Below are 21,486 nucleotides of genomic sequence, written 5' to 3' on the forward strand. Positions count from 1 at the left end.
TAGCTCGGAACTCATCTCATATTTATCAAAAAATAAGGGGTCTCTTGATCTGCTCATATAAGGATGCTCAGAATGCACAGTCATACCATTTTTAGCAGCAGGGCTAAAAATTCTGGGATATTTTGCGCTATGCTTGGGCATAAATCGAGATTTCAATGGATGAAAACAGATGCAGAATAATGTCGCTTTACTGGTCGTGGATGTACAGAGAGGATTTACCCCGGGAGGCAATCTGGCTGTAGCCAATGCTGACCAGATTATTCCAAATATTAATCTATTGGGGCAGCATTTTAAGCATATTATCCTGACCCAAGACTGGCATCCGGACAACCATATCTCTTTTGCAGACAACCATCCCGGCAAAGCAGCCTATGACAGCATTCAGCTGGATTATGGCAGTCAGGTTTTATGGCCAAAGCATTGCGTGCAAGGGACACGCGATGCCGAACTGCATCCGGATTTAAATTTACCGCAAGCACAACTCATCATTCGCAAGGGCTTTCATTCCCAGATCGACAGTTACTCGGCCTTTATGGAAGCCGACCAGAAAACCACTACCGGTCTTGCTGGTTATCTGCGTGAACGTGGGATTGATACCGTATTTGTGGTCGGGATTGCTACGGACTTTTGTGTGGCCTGGACTGCAATCGATGCCTGCAAACTGGGCTTTAAGACCTATGTGATTGCCGATGCCACCAAGGGCATTGACCTGAATGGTTCCTTGCAACATGCCTGGCAGGATATGCTGTCGCATGGCGTAAAACGTATCTATGTGAAAGATATTGTTCAAGCAGCTTAAAGCTGAATAGGGATAGAACTTAAATATTCCTTTGATCTTATTTATATTTAAATATAAAAATTCAGGCGTCAACGGGTGCCTGTTTTATCTTACTTTTTCTCCCTTAATGTCATCTGGATGAAACCCATGTCAGCCTTGCTCCAGTTTAGCCAATTTGTCCAAAAAACCTTTGCTTTATGGGTCGTACTTTTTTCCGGCATTGCCTTGATGGTCCCTGAAGTTTTTGTCTGGTTACGGGCTTATATTCCGTGGATGTTGGGCATCATTATGTTTGGCATGGGCATGACCATGACCGTGGGAGATTTTAAAAGTGTCCTGCAAAGTCCGAAAGCAGTAGCGATTGGCGTGGTCGCCCAGTTTGTGGTGATGCCTGGCTTAGCTTATCTGTTGTGCAAATTGTTTCAACTACCGCCAGAGATTGCGATCGGGGTGATATTGGTAGGTTGCTGTCCGAGCGGAACTGCATCCAATGTGATTACCTATATGGCCAAGGGCAATACCGCCTTGTCTGTTGCTTGTACTTCAGTTTCGACTTTACTGGCGCCCATTTTAACTCCGGCCATTTTCTATGTATTGGCCAGTCAGTGGATTGAGATCAATGCTTGGTCGATGCTGGTGTCGATCTTACAGGTGGTATTATTCCCGATTATTCTGGGCTTAATCGTACGGGCGCTACTCAAGCAAAAAGTCACGGCCTATATTCAGGTAATGCCCTTGATTTCTGTGATTGCAATTGTGGCAATTGTCGCGGCGATTATTGCCGGCAGCAAAGCCCAGATTCTGGAGTCCGGTTTAATGATTTTAGGGATCGTGGCCTTACACAATGGTATGGGCTATTTACTGGGTTATTGGGCCAGTCGCATATTTCACTTGGCAGAAATAGACTGTCGTGCAGTATCTATTGAAGTCGGGATGCAGAATTCTGGTCTGGGTGTGGCCTTGGCGGCGACCCATTTTGCAGCATCTCCAATGACGGCTTTGCCAAGCGCCATTTTCAGTCTGTGGCATAATATTTCAGGGCCAGCTTTAGCCACTTATTGGGCTGCCAGACAAACTGAAAAAACAGACACCTAATTGCAGTTTGATGACAGCACACAACGAACCAGAGTATGATTTTTTTATAGTGTGAAAAAGTTAGAATATTAGGGTCTGTTGACATTTACTGTTCATAATTAACCCTATAAAGGTAGCCATAAAAATATACAGGCTAAAGCAACAGAACTTTGATAATTTCTTTTGAGCTTGTCATATCGAGTAGCTATTCCTCTAAATTGCTTTAATCTACAAAACATATTTTCAACTAAATGCCTGATTTTATATAAATACCAGTCCATATGGTCATTGTTCGATTGGCTATTCGTTTTCTTTGGTATATTCGCTTTAGTTCCTGTTTTCCTGATCTGTTCACGCAGTGGTTCTGAATCATAGCCTTTATCTGCGCATCACACTTTTGTCTCTTTTAAATCTAATGTTGATATTAAATCAGGTGCAACTTTAACATCATGTGTGGTTCCATCGGTAATCATGAAATCAATAGGATTGCCATATGCATCAAGAATCAAATGTATTTTTGAGGAATTTCCTCCTACACTTTTAGAAATAGATTGATTCGCTATGCCGGCAGAATGTTGATGAGCACGTACATGAGAGCCATCAATAAAAATCCACTCCATATCGGGGCATGAGGCTAGTAATTTGAATAATCTAAGTAACTTACCGCTGCTTGACCAACGATTAAAACGTTTGAAAATAGAGTTTGAATGACCAAAACAGGAAGGAATATCTCGCCACGGACAGCCTGTTCTAATTCTATAGAGAATAGCTTCAATAAAATTGCGTAAATTTGAGTTGTGGTGAATGGATAAATTACGCAGAATAACTTTCAACTTTTGCCAGTGTTGATCTGTCAGCATGGTACGAGGCATAGCGAATAGTAAAATTGTGTTTGGCGATTTGATTTTACTACTTCGCTATTTTTTTAAGCTAAAAGTGTCAACACACCCTAATTTATATGGATTTATCGAGCTTTGTAACATAAGTGTCATGAAGTCTGCCTAAGATCGCCCCTCAATGATGTGAAACAACAGACTGTAATCAGCAGCATTGAGAGGGCATGGAACAATTTCAGCATTCGTCAGCGACCTATTTTAATCGGGAACTTTCCTTATTTAAATTTCAGCGTCGTGTCTTGGCACAAGCACTCGATCCGAATTTACCGATTTTAGAGCGCTTAAACTTCCTGATTATTTTTTCCCGTAACCTGGATGAGTTTTTTGAAATCAGGATTGCCGGGCTGATGAAACAGCAAGACTTGAATGCGACTACCCGGACGCCTGATGCTGTACCCACCGAGCTGATTCTACAAGAACTGTCCCAGTCCATTCATGCCACAGTGAACAAACAGTATGAGGTGCTGAAGCATGCGATTTTGCCTGAACTTCAGGCACAGGGGATTCAGTTTCTTCAATACCAGGATCTTCTGGAAAAACACAAGGCCTGGATTGCAGCCTTTTTTGCCAAAGAAGTGCAACCGGTACTGACCCCGATCAGTCTGGATCCTTCACATCCTTTTCCACGTTTGGTCAATAAAAGTCTGAACTTTATTATCAGCTTGGAAGGTAAAGATGCCTTTGGCCGTGAAATCGAGATGGCGATTGTGCCAGCACCACGTTCCTTGCCATGCCTGATTAAAATTCCGGAAGACGTCACCGGAAACAATACCACCCAGATATTTCTGACTGCGATCATCCAGCAGCATATCAGTGATTTGTTTCCCGGCATGAAAGCGACCGGATGTTATGCCTTTCGGGTTACCCGCAATGCCGATCTGGTATTGTCGGAAGATGTTGACGATCTGGCAGTGGCCTTAAAAGACGAATTGTCATCGCGCCGCTTTGGTCGTGCAGTACGTCTGGAAATTGAAAATGACTCTCCACAGAACATCATCGACTATTTGCTAGATGAATTTGATCTGACGGAACAGGAACTGTACCGGATTGATGGACCGATCAATTTGTCCCGCCTGAGTACCAGCTTTGAGCGTCCGGAATTAAAGTATCCGCATTTTAGTCCGGTCATTCCGAAAATTTTCCGCAAACAGAAAAGTATTTTTGAAATTTTGAAGGCGCAGGATGTGCTGCTGCATCATCCTTTTGATTCATTTCAGCCTGTGATTACTTTACTGCGCGAAGCGGCTAAGGATCCGGCGGTGCTGGCGATCAAGCAGACGCTGTACCGTAGTGGTCCGGACTCGGAAATTGTTCAGGTGCTGGCAGAAGCCGCACGGAATGGCAAGGAAGTCACGGCCGTAATTGAACTGCGGGCGCGTTTCGATGAAGAATCTAATATTATGGTAGCCAATATCCTGCAAGAAGCCGGCGCGGTCGTGGTCTATGGCATCGTGGGGTATAAAACCCATGCCAAAATGATTCTGATCGTCCGGCGTGAAAATCAGGAATTACTGCGTTATGCGCATCTGGGTACCGGAAACTATCATGCCGGTAATGCCCGCATGTACACCGATTATGGCCTGATGACCACACAGCCGGATATCTGTGAAGATGTGCACCGCATGTTCCAGGAACTGACCGGTATGGGGAAAATGGCCAAACTGAAAGCCTTGCTGCATGCGCCGTTTACCCTGCATAGCGAACTGCTAAAACTGATTGACCAGGAAAAGGCATTTGCCTTGGCCGGCAAAGCCGCCCATATCATCATCAAAGTGAATGCACTTACCGAACCGCAATTAATTGCTGCCTTATATCAGGCTTCGCAGGCCGGGGTGAAAATTGACCTCATTGTACGTTCAATCTGCTGCCTGATTCCACAAGTCACCGGTATGTCGGAAAACATTCGGGTACGTTCAATCGTAGGACGTTTCCTGGAACATACCCGGGTCTATTATTTTGAGCATGGCGGTGCCAAGAAACTGTATTGTGCCAGTGCTGACTGGATGGGGCGCAACCTGTTTTCCAGGGTCGAAACCTGTTTCCCGGTGCTGGATCCAGCGCTGAAAAAACGGATTTATAAAGATGGCCTGATCAGCTATTTAAAAGATTGTCAAAATGCATGGGAGTTAGATGCCGATGGTCAGTGGCATAAAGTCCCCTGTCAGGATCCGGCCCAGCCTTATAATGCCCAGCAATATCTGCTGGAACAAAAACAGTTAAAAATTTAAAGGGTAGTCCAAGATACGCTGGCGTATTTGTTTTATATCCATAAAAAAGCCGGATGTTAGATCCGGCTTTTTTAATTGAAACATTCAGGGATATTTATGAGGCTTTGGACTGTTTAGATTTTAGAATTTCGGTTCTAAAAGTCTGTGCCAGCTCGGCGCTTTCAGCATCCATTCCATTCACCACAAAAGCATGACGGGTCAGGACATTGGTTGGATTCGGCATGCTCACCAACTGGAAGTGATCACTCACATCTTTCAGCAAGGTGTTCGGTACATGTAAGGCACTTTCTTTCGCGACCAGATGTTGAGTCAGACGCTCAGCGGCCTGTACCGAGCTAAGCTGCATCTCCTCGACTTTAGAGGCAATCGCGCTGCGGGTTTGTAGCACAAAACGTTTTTCTTCACGATAGCGTTTATACAGCACTTCCGAAAGCAGCTGGAACACGGCATTGATCATAGTCAGGCAAGCCAAGGCATTCGGTTTGTCTGCCGCGATACTGATGGTGGCACCTTTTTCATCAAATTTATGTACGGTACAAATATCAGAACTGTTCAACTTATAGCGTTGCACACAGAGTTCAGTGGCTTTATTCAGGAAAATCTGACAGAGATTGAAATAAGGCACCGAAACGGTTTTATTCACGCTATCCAGTAATTGTTTTGGATCATAGAACTGGATGTTTAAGCTCAGGCTATCGCTCTCCAGTACTGCCGGTTTATGTTCTTTTTCTTTGGTTTTGTTTTTCACTGCCTGTTGGGCTTGGGCAATCGCCAGTGCTGCATTATGCTTTTCTTGTTCCAATGTCTGGGTCAGGGTCTGAATCTCGAATTTCAGCCGCGATTCATTATTGATACGCGCCAGATATTCGGTGCGGCTTGGACGTGCCACGGCACGATAAGCGACCCAGAGCAGAGCATGAATGATGAACGAGAACAGAATCGCCAGCCATTGTGTCCGCAAAATTTCACCAATACTTGGTTCAATCAGGGTGATTTCAATCACACCGACTTTTTTCTCGTTTTGCAGCGCATCACGGACAAAAACTTCACCCTCGCGAGTTTTGGTCAGTCCGCCAGTGGCTAAAACCTGAGCTTTCGCATCTAGAATCCGAATGGAAGCGACACTTGGATTGGTGGCATAACGATTTGCCAGCAAAGCCAGAGAAACGCGGTTGGGCGGTTCAAGCTCAGACAGGCTGTCTGTCACCAGTTGACTGGTGATCAGCTGACCCTGATTGGCACGGTTTTCATTCAGTTGGTGAGTGGTTGCCAATACCAGTAAAAAGGTATGCAGAGCAAAACTTACAATCAATAGGCTAGCAAATAGCCCTTGTCTAGGCGCATTCAACGTAAACTTCCAAGGCAATTCTGTTCAATTTCGATTATGATTCTAACAATAGTTGTAGCTCAGACCCGAGTCAATTCATGCGAGAAATCATTCTTATATCATTCTTAGGACCTGACCAGCCTAATCAATTTACACGATTAATGCAGGTTTTGTCCGCCCATTCCCTACAGATTTTAGATGTAGGGCAAGCGGTTATTCATAATCAGTTAACCTTAGGTATTGTTGTAGCCTCTGAAGACCAGACAGCGACAGCATTAGCCATGAAGGAGATCCTGATTCTAGCACATGATATTGGGTTAACTGTGCGCTTTAAACCGATCTCTGCGACTGAATATGATCAGTGGGTCAAAGAGGGTGGACGCACACGTTATATCGTAACGGCATTGGCCCCTGAATTAAATGCCTCTCATCTACAAGCCGTGACCCAGATTGTGTCAGGCCAGGGTTTTAATATTGAAACCGTGACCCGTCTGTCTGGTCGCCCCGTTTTAGATGGCCAGAGCAGCGGGCCAAAACGTGCCTGTGTCCAGTTCGGTTTAAGCGGACAGATGCTAGATGCAGCTGCCATGCGCGCGGCCTGCCTCAGCCTGTCGAATGAACTGAATGTCGATGTCGCGGTACAAGAAGACAATGCCTATCGCCGTAACCGTCGTCTGGTTTGCTTCGATATGGACTCAACCCTGATCGAGCAGGAAGTTATTGACGAACTGGCAATTGAAGCCGGTGTTGGTGAACAGGTCGCAGAAATTACCGAACGTGCTATGCAAGGCGAGCTGGACTTCCAGCAAAGCTTCCGTGCACGTGTCGCCTTGTTAAAAGGCATGGACGCTTCGGTACTTCCGAAAATTGCCGAGCGCCTGACGATTACCGAAGGAGCTGAACGCCTGATTTCGACTTTAAAAGCACTAGGTTACCGTACTGCAATTCTTTCTGGCGGTTTTCAGTATTTTGCGGAATATCTGCAAACTAAACTGGATATTGATGAAGTGCATGCCAATGCGCTCGATGTGCAGGATGGCGTGGTCACTGGTGAAGTCAAAGGCCATATCGTCGATGGCGCACGCAAAGCACTCTTGCTCGGTGAAATCGCCCAGGAGATGGGAATTTCCCTGGAACAAACCATTGCAGTCGGTGATGGCGCCAATGACTTACCAATGCTCTCGATTGCAGGACTCGGTGTGGCTTTCCGTGCCAAGCCGCTAGTACGCCAAAATGCCAATCAGGCGATTTCTAGCGTCGGTCTGGACGGTGTGCTTTATCTGCTCGGTGTACATGATAAAGACCTGAACCGTGCATAAATACAGGCTTTGATTGATTTTAAACGCGACCTCCGGGTCGCGTTTTTTATTGCTTATGATCTGAGTGATATAAGGAATAGCTGAAATGTGGCTACAAAAACATCGATCATCTTAAACGGAAAAATAATTTTTTCACTTAAAAAAACTACTGATAATTTTGTAATGACACGCCAACATTGGCGCAGTCATTGATCCACAAAAATGTGAAAAGCAAAAAATGTAATGACAATATAATATCGCGACAAAGTATGTCGTTAGGCTGGATGACAGGACTTTTTTTATGCAAAAAACTCAGCATAATGCAGGCATAGAGATACAAATCAACAGATTTCATTTTATTGATTTAACGAAATTCAATAGATAGAAGCGTTGCAATATCAAGCGGGAACTATCTATCTGGATGGAGGGGGTTATATGGTAACAGCGCATTTAGCAACGATTGTGGGCTTCAGTTTAGTCGCTGTAGCTGTGCTTGCTGTGTTCTTCTCGCCTTATCGTCGCTGGTTAAGCTTTATGGCGGCCGGGATGCTGGTATGGGGCCTGATCGAGGTGATTCGTGTAGGAACTCAAACTTGGTTTGAGCTACCAATGACGTATAGTTATCTGAGCGCGTTAACTGCGGTCATGATGGTGGTGACTGGCCTGTTGTTGCGTGAAGATCGTCGTGCTGAGCGTGCTTTGGCAAAACGCCGTTGCATCGAACATACGCCAGTGTATGAAGACGACCAGCAGCAGCTTTCAAGCCGTTAATTCTACAAGTTGTAATGAAAAAAATGCACCCACGGGTGCATTTTTCAGTTTGGAAATATGATACAAACTGCATAATCCACCTAGCCCAGAACTATGCTAGGATATTTGTCAATTTTCGTACAATTAGAATAGGCATCCTCCATGAAACTGTCGTCCATTCCTGTGTTAAAACTTCCTCTTATTGATATGAGTACAGATCCGCTGGACTTACTGGTCGCAGGTTTAGCTTTACGTATGAAGCAGTTGGCACGTACCAGCCCAAAATTCATTGAACTGGTACATGGGCGTCAATTCCGTATCCAGATTGGTACGGATGAAGGTATGGCACGTCAGATTATTGTGGATAACGGTCATATCGATACCGTTTCTGGTGATGCTGAAAAAGCAGATTTTGTTTTGCAGTTTGCTGACAGTGAGCAGGGCGTAAAGACTTTAATTAAAGGTGATCCGACCGCATTTATGACCGGCATGCAAAGTGGCACCATCAAAATGGAAGGTGACTTCGGTTTGCTGGTCTGGTTTAACCAGGTGGCGAAGATGATTCCACCAAAACTGCCAAAGCCAGTCAAAGAAAAAGTGAAAATGGTACGTCAGTTTATTAAAGAAAAAACTGGTAAATAAGTTAAAAATCTTTCATCCAACCTTTTCTTTCTCCCTTTGGGAGAAACACAAAGAGGGGTGAAAGGATGAAAGATTTTTTAAAAGAAAAAGTCCTCAATTCGAGGGCTTTTTTACTGAATCATTCAACTTCCAGATTAAACGTCACCGGCCCATCATTGACCAGATGCACTTTCATGTCGGCGGCAAAAATACCGGTTTGCACATGTTCAAACTGGCTTTGGGCATATTCTACCAGCTGCTCATAAAGTGCTTTAGCCTCGGCAGGCGGCATAGCGGGGCCAAAGTCTGGACGTAAACCCTTGTGGGTCTGTGCCATCAAGGTAAATTGTGAAACCAGCAATAAACCACCGTCGGCCTGGGCAACGTTCCAGCCCATTTTACCCTGTTCATCATCAAAGAAGCGGTATTTCAATATCTTATCAATCAGCTTTTTGCCTTTTTCCAGATTGTCATCTTTACCTAAACCTAGAAAAACCAGAATTCCTTTTTCAATTTCCCCGGTGGTTTCACCCTCGACCACAACTTTAGCTTCTAAAACTCTTTGTAATAAGGCACGCATTTTACATATGGACTGATAACGATAGATGGAGGTGATTGTAGCAAGAATAAAATCTGGAGCAGTATTAGATGCCGTTTTTATGAGCTTTAAATATATGAAAATCAATTGATTAATTTTTATAAATTTATTAAAGCGATTGAATTAATAAAAATAATCTGTTTTATCTATTTATTGTGTTGGCGTATCTTAGCTCATGCAGGAAAGGTAATAAATTGAGAGATTTAGAAATGTTTAAGCGTTCATTACTGGTTGCAATGCTTGCAACTGTCACAGCTATACAAGCTGCTCCTTTAACAAAAGACAATGGCGCGCCAGTCGGTGATAACCAGAACTCGATCACTGCGGGTCCAAATGGTTCTGTACTCCTTCAGGATGTTCAACTGGTACAAAAATTACAACGTTTTGGTCGAGAGCGTATTCCTGAGCGTGTCGTACATGCGCGTGGTACTGGGGCATATGGTGAATTCGTTGCAACCAAAGACCTGTCTGATCTTACCCTTGCTTCATTGTTCAAAGCAGGGACTAAAACTCCAGTTTTCCTGCGTTTTTCTACCGTAATTCACGGTAAGGGTTCACCCGAAACCCTACGAGATCCGCACGGTTTTGCAGTGAAATTCTATACTCAGGAAGGCAACTGGGACTTAGTCGGTAACCAGACACCAGTATTCTTTATCCGTGATGCGATCAAATTCCCGGACTTCATTCATGCGATGAAGCCAAGTCCAGTAACGAATGTTCAAGATGCTAACCGCGTGTTTGACTTCCTGTCGAGCCAGCCATGGGCAACCAATATGCTGACTTATGTTTACGGCAAGCAAGGTGTTCCAACCAGCTACCGCGAACAGGACGGTTTTGGTGTTCACGCTTACAAACTGTATAACGACAAGGGCGAATACAAATACGTGAAATTCAACTTCCGCTCTAAACAAGGCGTGAAGGGCCTGAACGTGAAAGAAGCGGCTGAACAGCAAGGTAAAGATTTCAATCACTTGACCAATGATCTCTATAACAACATCTATGCAGGTAATTTCCCGAAATGGGATCTGTATATCCAGGTGATTGATCCTAAAGATCTAAACAGCTTTGATTTTGATCCGTTAGATCCAACTAAAATCTGGCCAACTGAGCTGGTGCCAGAAACCAAAGTGGGTACTTTGACGCTGAACCGTATGCCGAAGAACTTCTTCAACGAAACTGAACAGTCGGCATTTGCGCCAGGTAACCTGGTTCCAGGTATCGAGCCATCAGAAGACCGTCTGCTGCAAGGCCGTATCTTCTCTTATTCAGATACCCAAATGTACCGTTTAGGCGCGAATCACCAGCAAATTCCAGTGAACCGTCCAGTGGTGAATGTGAATAACAATAACCAAGATGGCTACATGAATATCTCTGAGCGTGAATCGGATGTGAACTATGAGCCAAGCCGTAAAGAGCCAAAAGCTGCCACTGAAAAAGCACGTGCGGTACAAACACTATTATCTGGTCATGTACAGCAAATTGGCGTGAAAGAGCAGAACTTCAAGCAGGCAGGTGAGCTGTACCGTTCATACACGGTCAAAGAGAAAGATGACCTGATCATGAACCTTGCTGCTGACTTAGGTGTAGTGAAAGATTCAGAAACCAAGCACATCATGTTGTCTTATTTCTACAAGGCAGATACAGACTACGGTACACGTATGACCAAGGCGGTAAACGGTAATCTCGCGACTGTTAAAGCCAAAGCTGCAAAATTAAAAGACTAATCCCGATTGGTCTTGAGGAACTGGTGACTAGGGCATAGCGCATCACCTCCAAAAAGTCCTGTAATACTCCAAACCTTTCCTGCACCCTAGGGGAGTTTTACAGGCACTCCGTTTTTCATCTCATCTCAGGATAATTCAGTTTTTCAAGACTTAAATTTCCCTTCGATTTCTGCTGGAGTTCATCATGAAAGTTATGTCATCTGTGTTTTTAGCCAGTATTCTCACGATAGGTTCCGCATTCGCAAACGCGACTGTCGCGAAGGATATCTCCCCCGCTAAAAGCGTGGACAATGTTCAGATGAACTCACAACAGGAATTGGCCGACCTGTTCTTTGCTGCGGCTAAAATTGGCAATAGCGAAGTCATTCATGAATTTTTAAAACACGGCTTTCCGGTCGATGTACGCAATAAAGACGGTTATACACCACTGATGATGGCGACTTATTATGGCCATCAGGATATTGTCGCCAGCTTGCTTAAACATGGTGCCGACCGCTGTGCTCGAGATAATCGAGGCAATACAGCCTTGATGGGAGCCTTGTTTAAAATGGAATTTGCAATTGCCAAGCAGCTGCGTCAGGTGGATTGTGATGCCCAGGCGCAAAAAAACGGACAAAAGACCACAGCCGAATTTGCTAAGGTCATTGGTCAGGAAAAACAGTTGCAGAAACTGATTCAGGAACAGGAAAAAGCTCAGTTCAAATCACAGAAATAAACCGGGTTATGCTTCTGATACTTTTGTCGCAAATACAGCCAGCTGTACGTAAATCCTGCATTATTGCACGACTTTTTATGCTTTAATGCAGAGATAAGCACAGCGATATTCCCTTAGTTATGGCTCCAATTATCCATTCTCTGTTAGATACTGACTTGTACAAATTCACCATGTTACAAGTGGTCTTACACAAGTTTCCGCAAACGCATAGTGTCTACCATTTCCGTTGTCGTAATCTGGAAGATACAGTCTATCCACTGACGGATATTCTGGATGACCTGAATCATCAACTGGACCTGCTGTGTCAGCTCAAATTCAAAGAAGATGAACTGCAATATTTAAGAAGCTTACGTTTTATCAAAAGCGACTTTGTCGATTATCTGGAACTGTTCCAGCTCAAGCGCCGTTTCATCAAGGCCAGTATCGACAGTCAAGGCCGTCTGGATATTGTGGTGGAAGGCCCGATGGTTCAGGCGATGATGTTTGAGATATTCGTTCTCGCTATTGTCAATGAACTGTATTTCAGCCGCATTCGCACGCCTGAAGTGTTGGCTGAAGGCGAACACCGTTTAAAAGCCAAAATCGAGCTATTAAAACAGTATGATGCTGCGCAAAACCCCAATGATCCACCATTTTTGGTGTCAGATTTTGGTACGCGTCGCCGTTACAGTTTCGATTGGCAAAAGCATGTGGTCGAAGAATTTCACAAAGCCGCACCGCATGTGTTCCGTGGGACCAGTAATGTACTGTTAGCCAAAGAGCTGGGTATTACCCCGATTGGTACCATGGCGCATGAATTCCTGCAAGCTTTTCAGGCTCTGGACGTACGTCTGCGTAATTTCCAGAAATCTGCACTAGAAAGCTGGGTACAGGAATATCGTGGTGACTTGGGCATTGCCTTAACCGATGTGGTTGGGATGGATGCTTTCTTGCGCGACTTTGACCTGTACTTTGCTAAGCTGTTTGATGGCTTGCGTCATGATAGTGGCGACCCTTATGAATGGGGTGACAAGGCCTATGCGCATTATAAAAAGCTGAAAATAGACAGCAAAACCAAGATGCTGACTTTTAGTGATGGCCTGAATCTGGAAAAAGCCTGGAAATTGCATCAGTACTTTAAAGACCGTTTTCAGGTCAGTTTCGGCATTGGCACCAATCTGACCAATGATATGGGGCAAACCCCACTCAATATTGTGCTGAAACTGGTGGAATGTAACCGTCAGTCAGTAGCCAAAATCTCGGATAGTCCGGGCAAAACCATGACCGATAATGATACGTTCTTGGCCTATTTGCGTCAGGTTTTTGAGATCAATGAACCTGCTTAAGTCAGTTTGAAAAATTCATAATTTTTAAGAACCGTTTCTATATAGAGGCGGTTTTTTTATGCAAGCTTATTTAAGACCAGGGTTTAGCTAAAATCTTGCTAATCATCTGCAAAGAAAGCACATCAGTGTAAAAACCAGCTGTGCTAAGATCAACAGGATTTGACCAATAATAGCCATGATAACGATGACCGCTGCAGCTTTTAATTTTGGCCTGCTGATTGAGGCAGAAGATTTAGTTCCCTATTTGGGTCATGAAAAACTTCGTATTGTCGACCTGAGCCGTGCCTCTGTGTATGAGCAGCTGCATATTCCGCATGCCTTGCATTTAAAGCCTAAACTTCTGGTGCGTCAGGAAGAAACGGCAATGGGACTGTTGCCGGACGCGGATGGCTTGCAGGCTCTCATTGATTATCTGAATATTTCTCCTGAGCATCATGTGGTGGCTTATGATGATGAGGGCGGGGCATGGGCAGGGCGTTTGCTCTGGAACCTGCATTGTCTGGGCTTTGAAAATACCAGTCTGTTGAATGGCGGGATTCATGCCTGGCTCGGTGCCGGTTTGCCGACTTCTTCCAGTCAGGAACAATTTGCACCAGTGCAGGACGTATTGCAGGTTAATCTCGAGCATCAGACGAATTTTCAGATTGGCTATGATGAACTGCGCCAACAGGTTGAAAATCAACAGGTTCAAATTTGGGATTGCCGCACGCAAGATGAATATACTGGCCTACGTTTAGCGGCTCGACGCGGCGGTCACATTCCGGGAGCACGTCATTTTGAATGGAGTACTGCCCTTAATCGCGAAAATCATTTAAAATTACAGCCTTTACCACGTACTCAGCAGCGTCTGGAACAACTGGGCTTTGATTTGAATCAACCCGTTGTGGTGTACTGCCAGTCCCATCACCGCTCAGGTTTGGCCTATATTCTGGGTCGTTTACTGGGCTGGAAAATTCGAGCCTATGATGGTGCGTGGAGTGAATGGGGCAACCGCCTCGATAGTCCAATCGCTACAGGGGAGCTGCCATCTTGAGCATCACATCACGTTTAAAACAACAGTTTTTTATTAAAGCTCAACGATTAGTACCGCAACATCGCTTGTCTCGGGTGGTGGGTAAAATTGCCGCCAGCGAAAACCCGATTATCAAAACTGCTGCAATTACTGCCTTTAAGGCGCAGTATGGCATTGATATGTCGATTGCTGAACAGGCCAATGCCCTGAAATTCAAATCATTTAATGAGTTTTTTACGCGTGCCCTAAAAGAAGGTATCCGTGCGGTTGATCCAGATGCTACGAGCATTGTTTCGCCTGCAGATGGTGCGATTTCCCAGCTGGGTAAAATTGAAAATGGCGATGTGTTTCAGGCCAAAGGCCAGAAATTTACCGTTGAAGCCCTGATTGCTGATCCGCAACTGGCTGAGCCATTCAAAAATGGTGAATTCGCGACCGTATATTTGTCGCCACGTGATTATCATCGGGTGCATATGCCATTTGCCGGAACATTAACTGAAACGCTATATGTTCCAGGCGAGCTGTTCTCGGTAAACCAGGTGACCGCAGAAAACATTCCAGGCCTGTTTGCACGCAACGAACGTATGGTCTGCCTGTTTGATACTGAAATCGGCCGTATGGCGGTGGTATTGGTCGGCGCGATGATTGTGGCGGGTATTGAAACCGTGGCAACTGGCAAAGTGAAGCCTTCAGGACGAATCGAACTTAATCAGCATGATCTGTTCCTGGAAAAAGGGGCAGAACTGGGTCGTTTCTATCTCGGTTCAACTGCAGTGATTTTATTTGAAGAAAATAAAATGCAGTGGGATGCTGCATTCAAGGCCAACTCTTTGGTGAATATGGGTGAAGCGCTGGGGCATACGCTGTAATACTATTCCTCCTCCCTTTGGGAGGAGGCTAGGTGGAGGGGCTTTTAAAATAACCTCTTCCTTGCGAAGCAGTGCTTCTCACCTCCTAGAAGGAGAGGGAACTTCCCCCTTTCTAAAGATGGATTTAATTTTTAGCTAATCCCTCCCAGACTCCCTTTTAAAAGGGAGGAGCTAAAAAGAAATAAAAAAGCGCCATCAGGCGCTTTTTTATTTCTAGAAATTTATCTTTTCACGACGATGGAATCAATCCCGCTATTCTGCAAGGTTTGCTGCGCGATAATCGCAACTTCGGCAGAATCATATGGGCCTGAAACCACGCGATACCAGACTTTGCCATTTTCTACACTGCGTACCACATCGGCAGATAAACCATTGAGAATAATTTCGGCACGGCGGGCATCGGCTTGATCTGGATCATCAAAGCTGCGAACTTGCAGAATATAACTGGCCGGAGCGGCAACAGGCGCTTCGCTGGCTTCTAAGCCAGGCTCAGTTGTCGTCGCCTCAGGTGTAGCCACTTCAGGTCGAGGTGCTTCTACAATCACTACCGTATCCTGATTTTTGTTTTCAGGGACGGCCTGTTCAGGAATTGGCGTCACTTGTTGCTGTGGCAAGAGATCATAAAAACGGTAATCTTTATTGGTATCTTCTTCTTGGACAGATTCAGCACTTGTTTGAGTTTTCGGTTTAACTGGTTCCCATGGCTTCCAGAGCATCAGTGCCATTAAAAAACTTAACACGATTAAAATGATCACGAGTGTGCCGAGCCAGGTTGGAATAAGTGGCTTTTTAGGCTTATTCGGTCTTTCAGATACACCGCGCTGCGTTTTTCCAAACACTTGGGATTTTCCTCTTATTAATCGGGACATATAGAAAAGGCATAACAGCAGTTATGCCCTACTATCACTTCATCCTATGTGATCAGGATACAAAAGTCATCCTCTAGATCACAAATCACACAGAATTTTAATTTATCTGTATCTTCAAGCACATAGCTAAAGTTACAAAATGTCTGCTCAGCAGATAAATGGCAATACGTGGCATGTTCTCAAGCTAAACTCTAAACATGCCAAGTTGTTTGCATGCTCACTTCGAGCATAGCTCTCGTCTTGCGAGCATAGCTCTCGTCTTGCGAGCATGCAAAACAGTGTTTTGACTATTTACCTTCTTGCATCAATGTAAAAGCAGAGCTTTACATTGATTCAGGAGCAGACACACCTAAAAGTTCTAAACCGTTACGCAGTACCTGACGTACGTTTACTGATAACAATAAGCGCGCTTGCGTCAATTCAGCATCATCACCGAGTACTTTATTGTCGTTGTACCAGCCGTGGAACAATGCTGCTAGCTCTTTCAGGTAGTTACCGATTTGATGCGGCTCATAGCTGTTTGCAGCACGTACCAGAATTTCTGGGTAGGCAGCCAGCTTGGCCAGGATTTCAGTTTCAGCATCAAGCTCCAGCTTAGCCGCCAAATTACGTGCCGCTGTAGCATCAAAGTTGACATTGGTAGAAGCTGCTTTTTCTAACATACGGCAGATACGGGCATGTGCATACTGGATGTAATACACGGCATTGTCCTTGCTTTGTGACACAGCAAGATCCAGATCAAAGTCGATGTGCTGTTCAGACTTACGCATTACGTAGTAGAAACGAGCGGCATCATTGCCGACTTCTTTACGCAGATCACGCAAGGTCACAAACTGGCCTGAACGGGATGACATTTGTACCATCTCGCCGCCACGCCATAGGCTGACGAACTGAACCAGAAGAACCGTTAATTTTTTCGAGTCATAGCCCAGCGCATCAATCGCTGCTTTTACACGTGCGATATAACCGTGGTGATCTGAACCCCAGATATCAATAATATCGGTATAGCCACGCTGTAACTTGTTCAGGTGGTAAGCGATGTCAGACGCGAAGTAAGTGGTCTGGCCATTACGGCGTTTCACCACACGGTCTTTTTCATCGCCGAATGCAGTGGATTTAAACCAGATGTTGCCATCCAGTTCATACAGGAAACCACGCTGATCCAAGGTCTGTAAGGCTTCTTCAATTTTGTCTGTCAATGATTCTTCGCTGAACCATTGATTGAAGGTTACACCAAACTCGCCCAGGTCATCTTTAATATCATCCAGAATCGCTTTAAGCGCGGCTTGCAAGAATACGCGGTAGCCTGTGCCAATTAACGCTTGTGAGTTAAAGATCAAACCATCGATGTGTTTTTCTTTATCGCCAGACAATACGACTTTATTGCCATCTGCATCTAATTCAGCTGCAAACTGTACATCTTCAGGCACGTCTTTATACACGTCAGCCACAGGACGTACATACGCATCGCCATCCTGATCAATAATGCTTTGTGCGATTTCTTTTACGTAGTCGCCCTGGTAGGCATTTTTCGGGAATACCAGTTCCTGACCGGTTAATTCTAAGTAGCGCAGATAAGTCGAAGTCGCCAGAATGTCCATTTGACGGCCAGCATCGTTGACATAGTATTCGCGATCTACTTTGGCACCGGTCGCTTCAAGCAAGTTCGCAACCGTCATACCATACGCAGCACCACGACCATGGCCCACATGCAGGCTAGAGGTCGGGTTGGCAGACACGAATTCAACCTGAATACGTTTGTCCGCATTGACCTGGGTACGACCATAAGTCGCCTGTTGTGCCTGAATTTGATCGAGGACTGCAAAACGCTGGTCGGCATTCAGGAAGAAGTTAATAAAACCAGGACCGGCAATTTCTGCCTTGCTGATATCCGCCACTTCAGGCAGGGCAACAAGAATTTTTTCCGCTAAATCACGTGGCTTCATACCCGCAGCTTTCGACGCGATCATGGCAATATTCGACGCAAAGTCACCATGGCTTCGGTCTTTGGTACGCGTCAAATTACTTGTATTGTTCCAGTCAGATGGGAGTACGCCTTGTGCCTGTAAAGTGTGCACTGCATGATCGAGAGCTGCTTGTATTGCCGTATTCATAATCAGTCGAAAATAGAGATCGCAGAAAAACAGCAAATATAGCAAATTTCAGGCTGTTTAGGTAAAAGCATTTCTAGGGAATCAAAAGTAGAGGATCACTTCATCAGAAGTTTTTGACTAAAGAAAGGGAAAATCAACGGATTAATCCCATGAAAATAAGACCAGTTTAAGCTCTATGATTCAGATGAAAAAAACAATGCTCCACCGTATAGAATTTGGCTTATATTAGTCATCTGAAAACAGTAAAAAGAGCATGTCGTGGCTGCATCACAACGTCCGACCATTATCGGTCATATTCCTAAACTTCCTGCAAAATGGGCATTGATTATTGTGCCTTTTATCCTGTCCTGCCTGATGAGTGGCATTATTTCCATGATCAATATGCTGCGTAATCTCGGCTGGATTGATGGATTTATGGCACTCTGGTTTCATAACTGGATGATTTCCTGGGCGATTGCTTTTCCGATTGTAGTGACCTTATTGCCTTTTGTACGTAAATTCACTGGGCTATTGGTCGATATGTCCGGATCTCAGCCACCCAAATGATCATTTTTTAAATCTTAAATTTGATCTGGCTGGAGTCAATTCTTGGATATTTTAAAAGTCGGGATGTATGGGACGAATAGCGTCACCTTTAAATTAAATGCTCTACCGCCGCCCGGATAATCCCAAGTACCAGACCGATACAGGCACCGACCACGACTCCATTGACCCGGATCATATGCAGGTCGCCGCCGACTTCATTTTCAATCTTGTCGATCATCTCGCTTGAATCCCATTCGTGAATGCGCTCGCTGATAAAACGAATCACTTTTTCACTATACTGGTCACTCAGGTCAACCGCGATTCCGCTGAGACGTTTATTCAGCAGCTCACGTACCGAGGCATTCGAGATAATATTTTCTCCGACCTGCTGGATGGCAATTCTAAGATTTTCCGCAATCCCCGAATCCGGTTTTTGCAAGTCAGCCTTGATCGCATCACATAAAATCACCACCGCACCGCTGATAAAATTCAGCACTTGTGGGCTATCCAGTAAGGCATCTTTGGTTTCATTCAGACGCTGGCTGGCTTCACTGTCATTATCCGCCAGCTGTAACATCCAGCTATGTCCCATGCTCTCAATTTTAAGTCGCCATGGATGATCTGGATCGGCCAGCATGGCTTCAACCCGCCCGATCACGGAATCAATACTGCGTTGCTGCACGTCAATCCCGATCCAGCTGGCGCCTTTGGCCAGTTTCCACACACCCATTTCCTTAAACAGGTTACGGGTCAGCTCGCGGGTTTGTTCAGGATGTGAGGTCATCCAGGCATGCACCACATCCAGTCCGCGCTGTAGTACATCCTGATGGAAATCATTGTCCAGAACGGCATGCAGCATTTCGCTGGCCAGGGTATTGATCTGGGTATTTTTGACCCATTGCACGCTGTTGCTCTGGATAAATCCGGCAATCTGTTCCTGTCCCACAAATTCAAAGATTTTAGGCACCGTCTGTTGAATGACCTGAGTCACTTGGGCATTGTTTTGTGGATTGGCCAGCCAGCGTCCTGCAGCCAGACTCAGGTCGGTACTGTCCAGACTGCGCTGTACAATTTGCGGAGAAAGAAAATTTTCCTGCACAAAACGGCCCATCGACTCTGCAATACGGGCCTTGTTACGTGGAATGATTTCGGTATGGTCACGTAAAAACTTGGGAATAGGCAATCTGCCAAAAGGGTTACGAAACAGTACGGTAATCGCATACCAATCCGCCAGACCACCGACCACACCCGCTTCTGCCGAGAGCATCAGAATATGAATGAGCCAGACATATTCGGGTAGCAGTTTGGCTGCAACCATCAATGCCAACCAGATCAGTACGGCGACCACCAGGGCGATGGTCGCGAAACGTTTACTGCGTTGTAAGCTCGGGGAGATACGCTCTGTCTGCATAGATCATCCTGTCAGGAGGGATTGGCCGGTTGCGGTTGCAGCACTGCACCGGATGGACTTAAACCATATTTAGCCCCAAGTGACTGTAAAATCAAGCGGGCATCAAAGGCATCTTGAGGCGCCTGATTGGCCTTGAAGCATTCAATGGTATAAGCCACCTGGGCAGGATCCAGAGTCACGGTATAAGGACGGTCATAGAATGGGTCTGGCCAGAATCCCGGATATCGGCGGTAATACCCGTAAGGATAAAAGCTTGGCGCCGGATAGACGATGGCTTGCCGTGGAGGTTGCTGGGTGCGGTTACTTGGATCATTCAGTACCCTGAAGAATTGAAAACCATTTTGTACGGTAGTCTGTGCGGCTTTGAGCAGGGTAATTTCTTCAGCTGTGCCAAAGCTCATATTGGGACGGGCCTGAAAGCTGATACGGTAAGTGTTGCTATTGAGGGGAGTGGTACTGTAGCGACCTAACTGATCAAATGTTAAGGGCTTTGAGGGTGTGGTTGCACAGCCAGTCAGGCTGATGGCAGCAATCATACTCAATCCCAGTAGCATGTTTTTCATGTTCGATCTCCTGATGCAATGATCCAGTTCAGACAGCCGGTCTTAAAAAATCTTAAAAACTGCTATCGGGCTGGGTCAGGAAAGTAAGTTCTTCATTGGTCGATTCACGACCCAGGATTTGGTTCCGATGCGGGTAACGTCCAAAGCGGTCAATAATGACTTTATGCTTTTTCTCGAATTCCAGATTGGTCGGATTGCCCAGACGCTGAAACAGTTTTAAGGCGAATTCATGAATCAGTTTGGATTCGCTGTGCATAAATGGCATATACAGAAAGGCACGCTGTTCCGGACTGAGCTGTTGATCTAGATTCAGGCTGATGGTTTCCTGAGCCAAGGCCAGTGCCAGACTGTCTTGGGCAAAAGCTGGGGGAGAATCACGGAATAAATTTCGTGAAAATTGATCTAGCACAATAATTTCGGCCAGCCGACCTTCTGCTGTTTTACGCCAGCCCCAAAGTTCAGCCTGGGCTGCCTGCTGATGGGTGCTCATGAACTGCTGCGCAATACTTTGGTCGAATTCATGACTTTGGCTAAACCATAAGGGCTGGCTGTCCGCATGAAACCAAAAGTCTAAAATATCTTGATAATTCATAATATTTACAATTCATTAGCATCTATTCGTTAATAAAATCACAAATTTTCCATGTCTTATAGAGGAAGTTTGTGTTAAAAATTTGCCAAATTAAAAATCAATGGTTTGCCTGAAAACTAGGCAGCCTGTCATATGCCGGCACGAAATCACGTTATACTGATTAAACCGATGATTTTAATTTAATAATTTAGCCCCCT

19 protein-coding genes and 1 pseudogene are annotated in these 21,486 nt (G+C 45.2%); 12 read left to right on the forward strand and 8 right to left on the reverse strand.

Annotated elements, in window-relative coordinates; all coding sequences use genetic code 11:
• The first annotated feature begins 169 nt into the window (after positions 1-169).
• Together pncA and HGD77_RS00725 are read left to right on the forward strand one after the other, a co-directional pair.
• Complete coding sequence (gene pncA, locus HGD77_RS00720; protein ID WP_168730588.1) at positions 170-799, forward strand: bifunctional nicotinamidase/pyrazinamidase; 630 nt, start codon at positions 170-172, stop codon at positions 797-799.
• Positions 800-925: 126 nt separating this feature from the next.
• Positions 926-1,873, forward strand: a complete 948-nt coding sequence (locus tag HGD77_RS00725) for a bile acid:sodium symporter family protein (RefSeq protein ID WP_168730589.1) — start codon at positions 926-928, stop codon at positions 1,871-1,873.
• Positions 1,874-1,958: 85 nt separating this feature from the next.
• Here HGD77_RS00725 and HGD77_RS00730 read toward each other — a convergent pair.
• Positions 1,959-2,724: pseudogene (locus tag HGD77_RS00730) on the reverse strand (IS5-like element ISAba31 family transposase).
• Positions 2,725-2,912: 188 nt separating this feature from the next.
• On the opposite strand from HGD77_RS00730, the gene ppk1 reads away from it, so the two are divergent.
• Positions 2,913-4,976, forward strand: coding sequence for a polyphosphate kinase 1 (gene ppk1, locus HGD77_RS00735; protein WP_168730590.1), 2,064 nt, complete (start codon positions 2,913-2,915; stop codon positions 4,974-4,976).
• 94 nt (positions 4,977-5,070) lie between these two features.
• On the opposite strand, the gene HGD77_RS00740 is transcribed toward ppk1, so the two are convergent.
• Complete coding sequence (locus tag HGD77_RS00740; protein WP_168730591.1) at positions 5,071-6,324, reverse strand: hypothetical protein; 1,254 nt, start codon at positions 6,322-6,324, stop codon at positions 5,071-5,073.
• Positions 6,325-6,401: 77 nt separating this feature from the next.
• Between HGD77_RS00740 and serB the strand changes: the two genes are divergently transcribed.
• The 3 genes from serB (at position 6,402) to HGD77_RS00755 (ending at position 8,993) form a co-directional block, all read left to right on the forward strand.
• Positions 6,402-7,622 carry a phosphoserine phosphatase SerB gene (gene serB / locus HGD77_RS00745; RefSeq protein WP_168730592.1) on the forward strand — a complete coding sequence of 407 codons (1,221 nt, stop codon included), beginning with the start codon at positions 6,402-6,404 and terminating at the stop codon, positions 7,620-7,622.
• Positions 7,623-8,036: 414 nt separating this feature from the next.
• Positions 8,037-8,372, forward strand: a complete 336-nt coding sequence (gene aciT / locus HGD77_RS00750; protein ID WP_005094938.1) for a ciprofloxacin tolerance protein AciT — start codon at positions 8,037-8,039, stop codon at positions 8,370-8,372.
• A 141-nt stretch (positions 8,373-8,513) separates the two neighbouring features.
• Complete coding sequence (locus HGD77_RS00755; RefSeq protein WP_168730593.1) at positions 8,514-8,993, forward strand: SCP2 sterol-binding domain-containing protein; 480 nt, start codon at positions 8,514-8,516, stop codon at positions 8,991-8,993.
• Positions 8,994-9,111: 118 nt separating this feature from the next.
• On the opposite strand, the gene dtd is transcribed toward HGD77_RS00755, so the two are convergent.
• Entirely contained in the window at positions 9,112-9,552 is a 441-nt protein-coding gene (dtd, locus tag HGD77_RS00760) for a D-aminoacyl-tRNA deacylase (RefSeq protein WP_005245638.1), read from the reverse strand.
• A 227-nt stretch (positions 9,553-9,779) separates the two neighbouring features.
• On the opposite strand from dtd, the gene HGD77_RS00765 reads away from it, so the two are divergent.
• The 5 genes from HGD77_RS00765 to asd all read left to right on the forward strand — a co-directional run bounded on the left by HGD77_RS00765 (position 9,780) and on the right by asd (position 15,215).
• Positions 9,780-11,294, forward strand: a complete 1,515-nt coding sequence (locus HGD77_RS00765; protein ID WP_168730594.1) for a catalase — start codon at positions 9,780-9,782, stop codon at positions 11,292-11,294.
• A 184-nt stretch (positions 11,295-11,478) separates the two neighbouring features.
• The gene (locus HGD77_RS00770; protein WP_168730595.1) at positions 11,479-12,009 is read left to right on the forward strand and encodes an ankyrin repeat domain-containing protein; all 531 of its coding nucleotides are present in this window, start codon (positions 11,479-11,481) and stop codon (positions 12,007-12,009) included.
• 119 nt (positions 12,010-12,128) lie between these two features.
• Positions 12,129-13,334, forward strand: coding sequence for a nicotinate phosphoribosyltransferase (pncB, locus tag HGD77_RS00775; protein WP_004729084.1), 1,206 nt, complete (start codon positions 12,129-12,131; stop codon positions 13,332-13,334).
• 184 nt (positions 13,335-13,518) lie between these two features.
• The gene (locus tag HGD77_RS00780) at positions 13,519-14,367 is read left to right on the forward strand and encodes a sulfurtransferase (protein WP_168730596.1); all 849 of its coding nucleotides are present in this window, start codon (positions 13,519-13,521) and stop codon (positions 14,365-14,367) included.
• Positions 14,364-15,215 (forward strand): archaetidylserine decarboxylase, encoded by an 852-nt coding sequence (asd, locus tag HGD77_RS00785; protein ID WP_044108796.1) that lies wholly within the window; start codon positions 14,364-14,366, stop codon positions 15,213-15,215. Before HGD77_RS00780 ends, asd begins: the two co-directional genes overlap by 4 nt.
• A 221-nt stretch (positions 15,216-15,436) precedes the next feature.
• On the opposite strand, the gene HGD77_RS00790 is transcribed toward asd, so the two are convergent.
• Both HGD77_RS00790 and argS read right to left on the reverse strand, forming a co-directional pair.
• Positions 15,437-16,054: an SPOR domain-containing protein gene (locus HGD77_RS00790; protein ID WP_168730597.1), complete on the reverse strand. Its 618-nt coding sequence runs from the start codon at positions 16,052-16,054 to the stop codon at positions 15,437-15,439.
• Between the two features lie 353 nt (positions 16,055-16,407).
• The gene (gene argS, locus HGD77_RS00795; protein WP_168730598.1) at positions 16,408-18,198 is read right to left on the reverse strand and encodes an arginine--tRNA ligase; all 1,791 of its coding nucleotides are present in this window, start codon (positions 18,196-18,198) and stop codon (positions 16,408-16,410) included.
• A 258-nt stretch (positions 18,199-18,456) separates the two neighbouring features.
• Here argS and HGD77_RS00800 point away from each other — a divergent pair, with 258 nt between their 5' ends.
• Positions 18,457-18,744 (forward strand): DUF2798 domain-containing protein, encoded by a 288-nt coding sequence (locus HGD77_RS00800; RefSeq protein ID WP_044108798.1) that lies wholly within the window; start codon positions 18,457-18,459, stop codon positions 18,742-18,744.
• A gap of 88 nt (positions 18,745-18,832) precedes the next feature.
• Here the strand turns inward: HGD77_RS00800 and HGD77_RS00805 are convergent, their stop codons facing one another.
• From HGD77_RS00805 to HGD77_RS00815, 3 genes are read right to left on the reverse strand one after another with little or no spacing between them, the layout of a single operon-like run.
• Entirely contained in the window at positions 18,833-20,134 is a 1,302-nt protein-coding gene (locus tag HGD77_RS00805) for a DUF445 domain-containing protein (protein ID WP_168730599.1), read from the reverse strand.
• 11 nt (positions 20,135-20,145) lie between these two features.
• A complete protein-coding gene (locus HGD77_RS00810; RefSeq protein ID WP_004647203.1) occupies positions 20,146-20,697 on the reverse strand; it encodes a CC0125/CC1285 family lipoprotein in 552 nt (183 codons plus the stop codon).
• Positions 20,698-20,749: 52 nt separating this feature from the next.
• Positions 20,750-21,289, reverse strand: a complete 540-nt coding sequence (locus HGD77_RS00815) for a DUF924 family protein (protein ID WP_168730600.1) — start codon at positions 21,287-21,289, stop codon at positions 20,750-20,752.
• Between the last annotated feature and the right edge of the window lie 197 nt (positions 21,290-21,486).

Origin of the sequence: Acinetobacter sp. NEB149, assembly GCF_012516415.1 — a bacterium.
Classification (GTDB): domain Bacteria; phylum Pseudomonadota; class Gammaproteobacteria; order Pseudomonadales; family Moraxellaceae; genus Acinetobacter; species Acinetobacter lwoffii_V.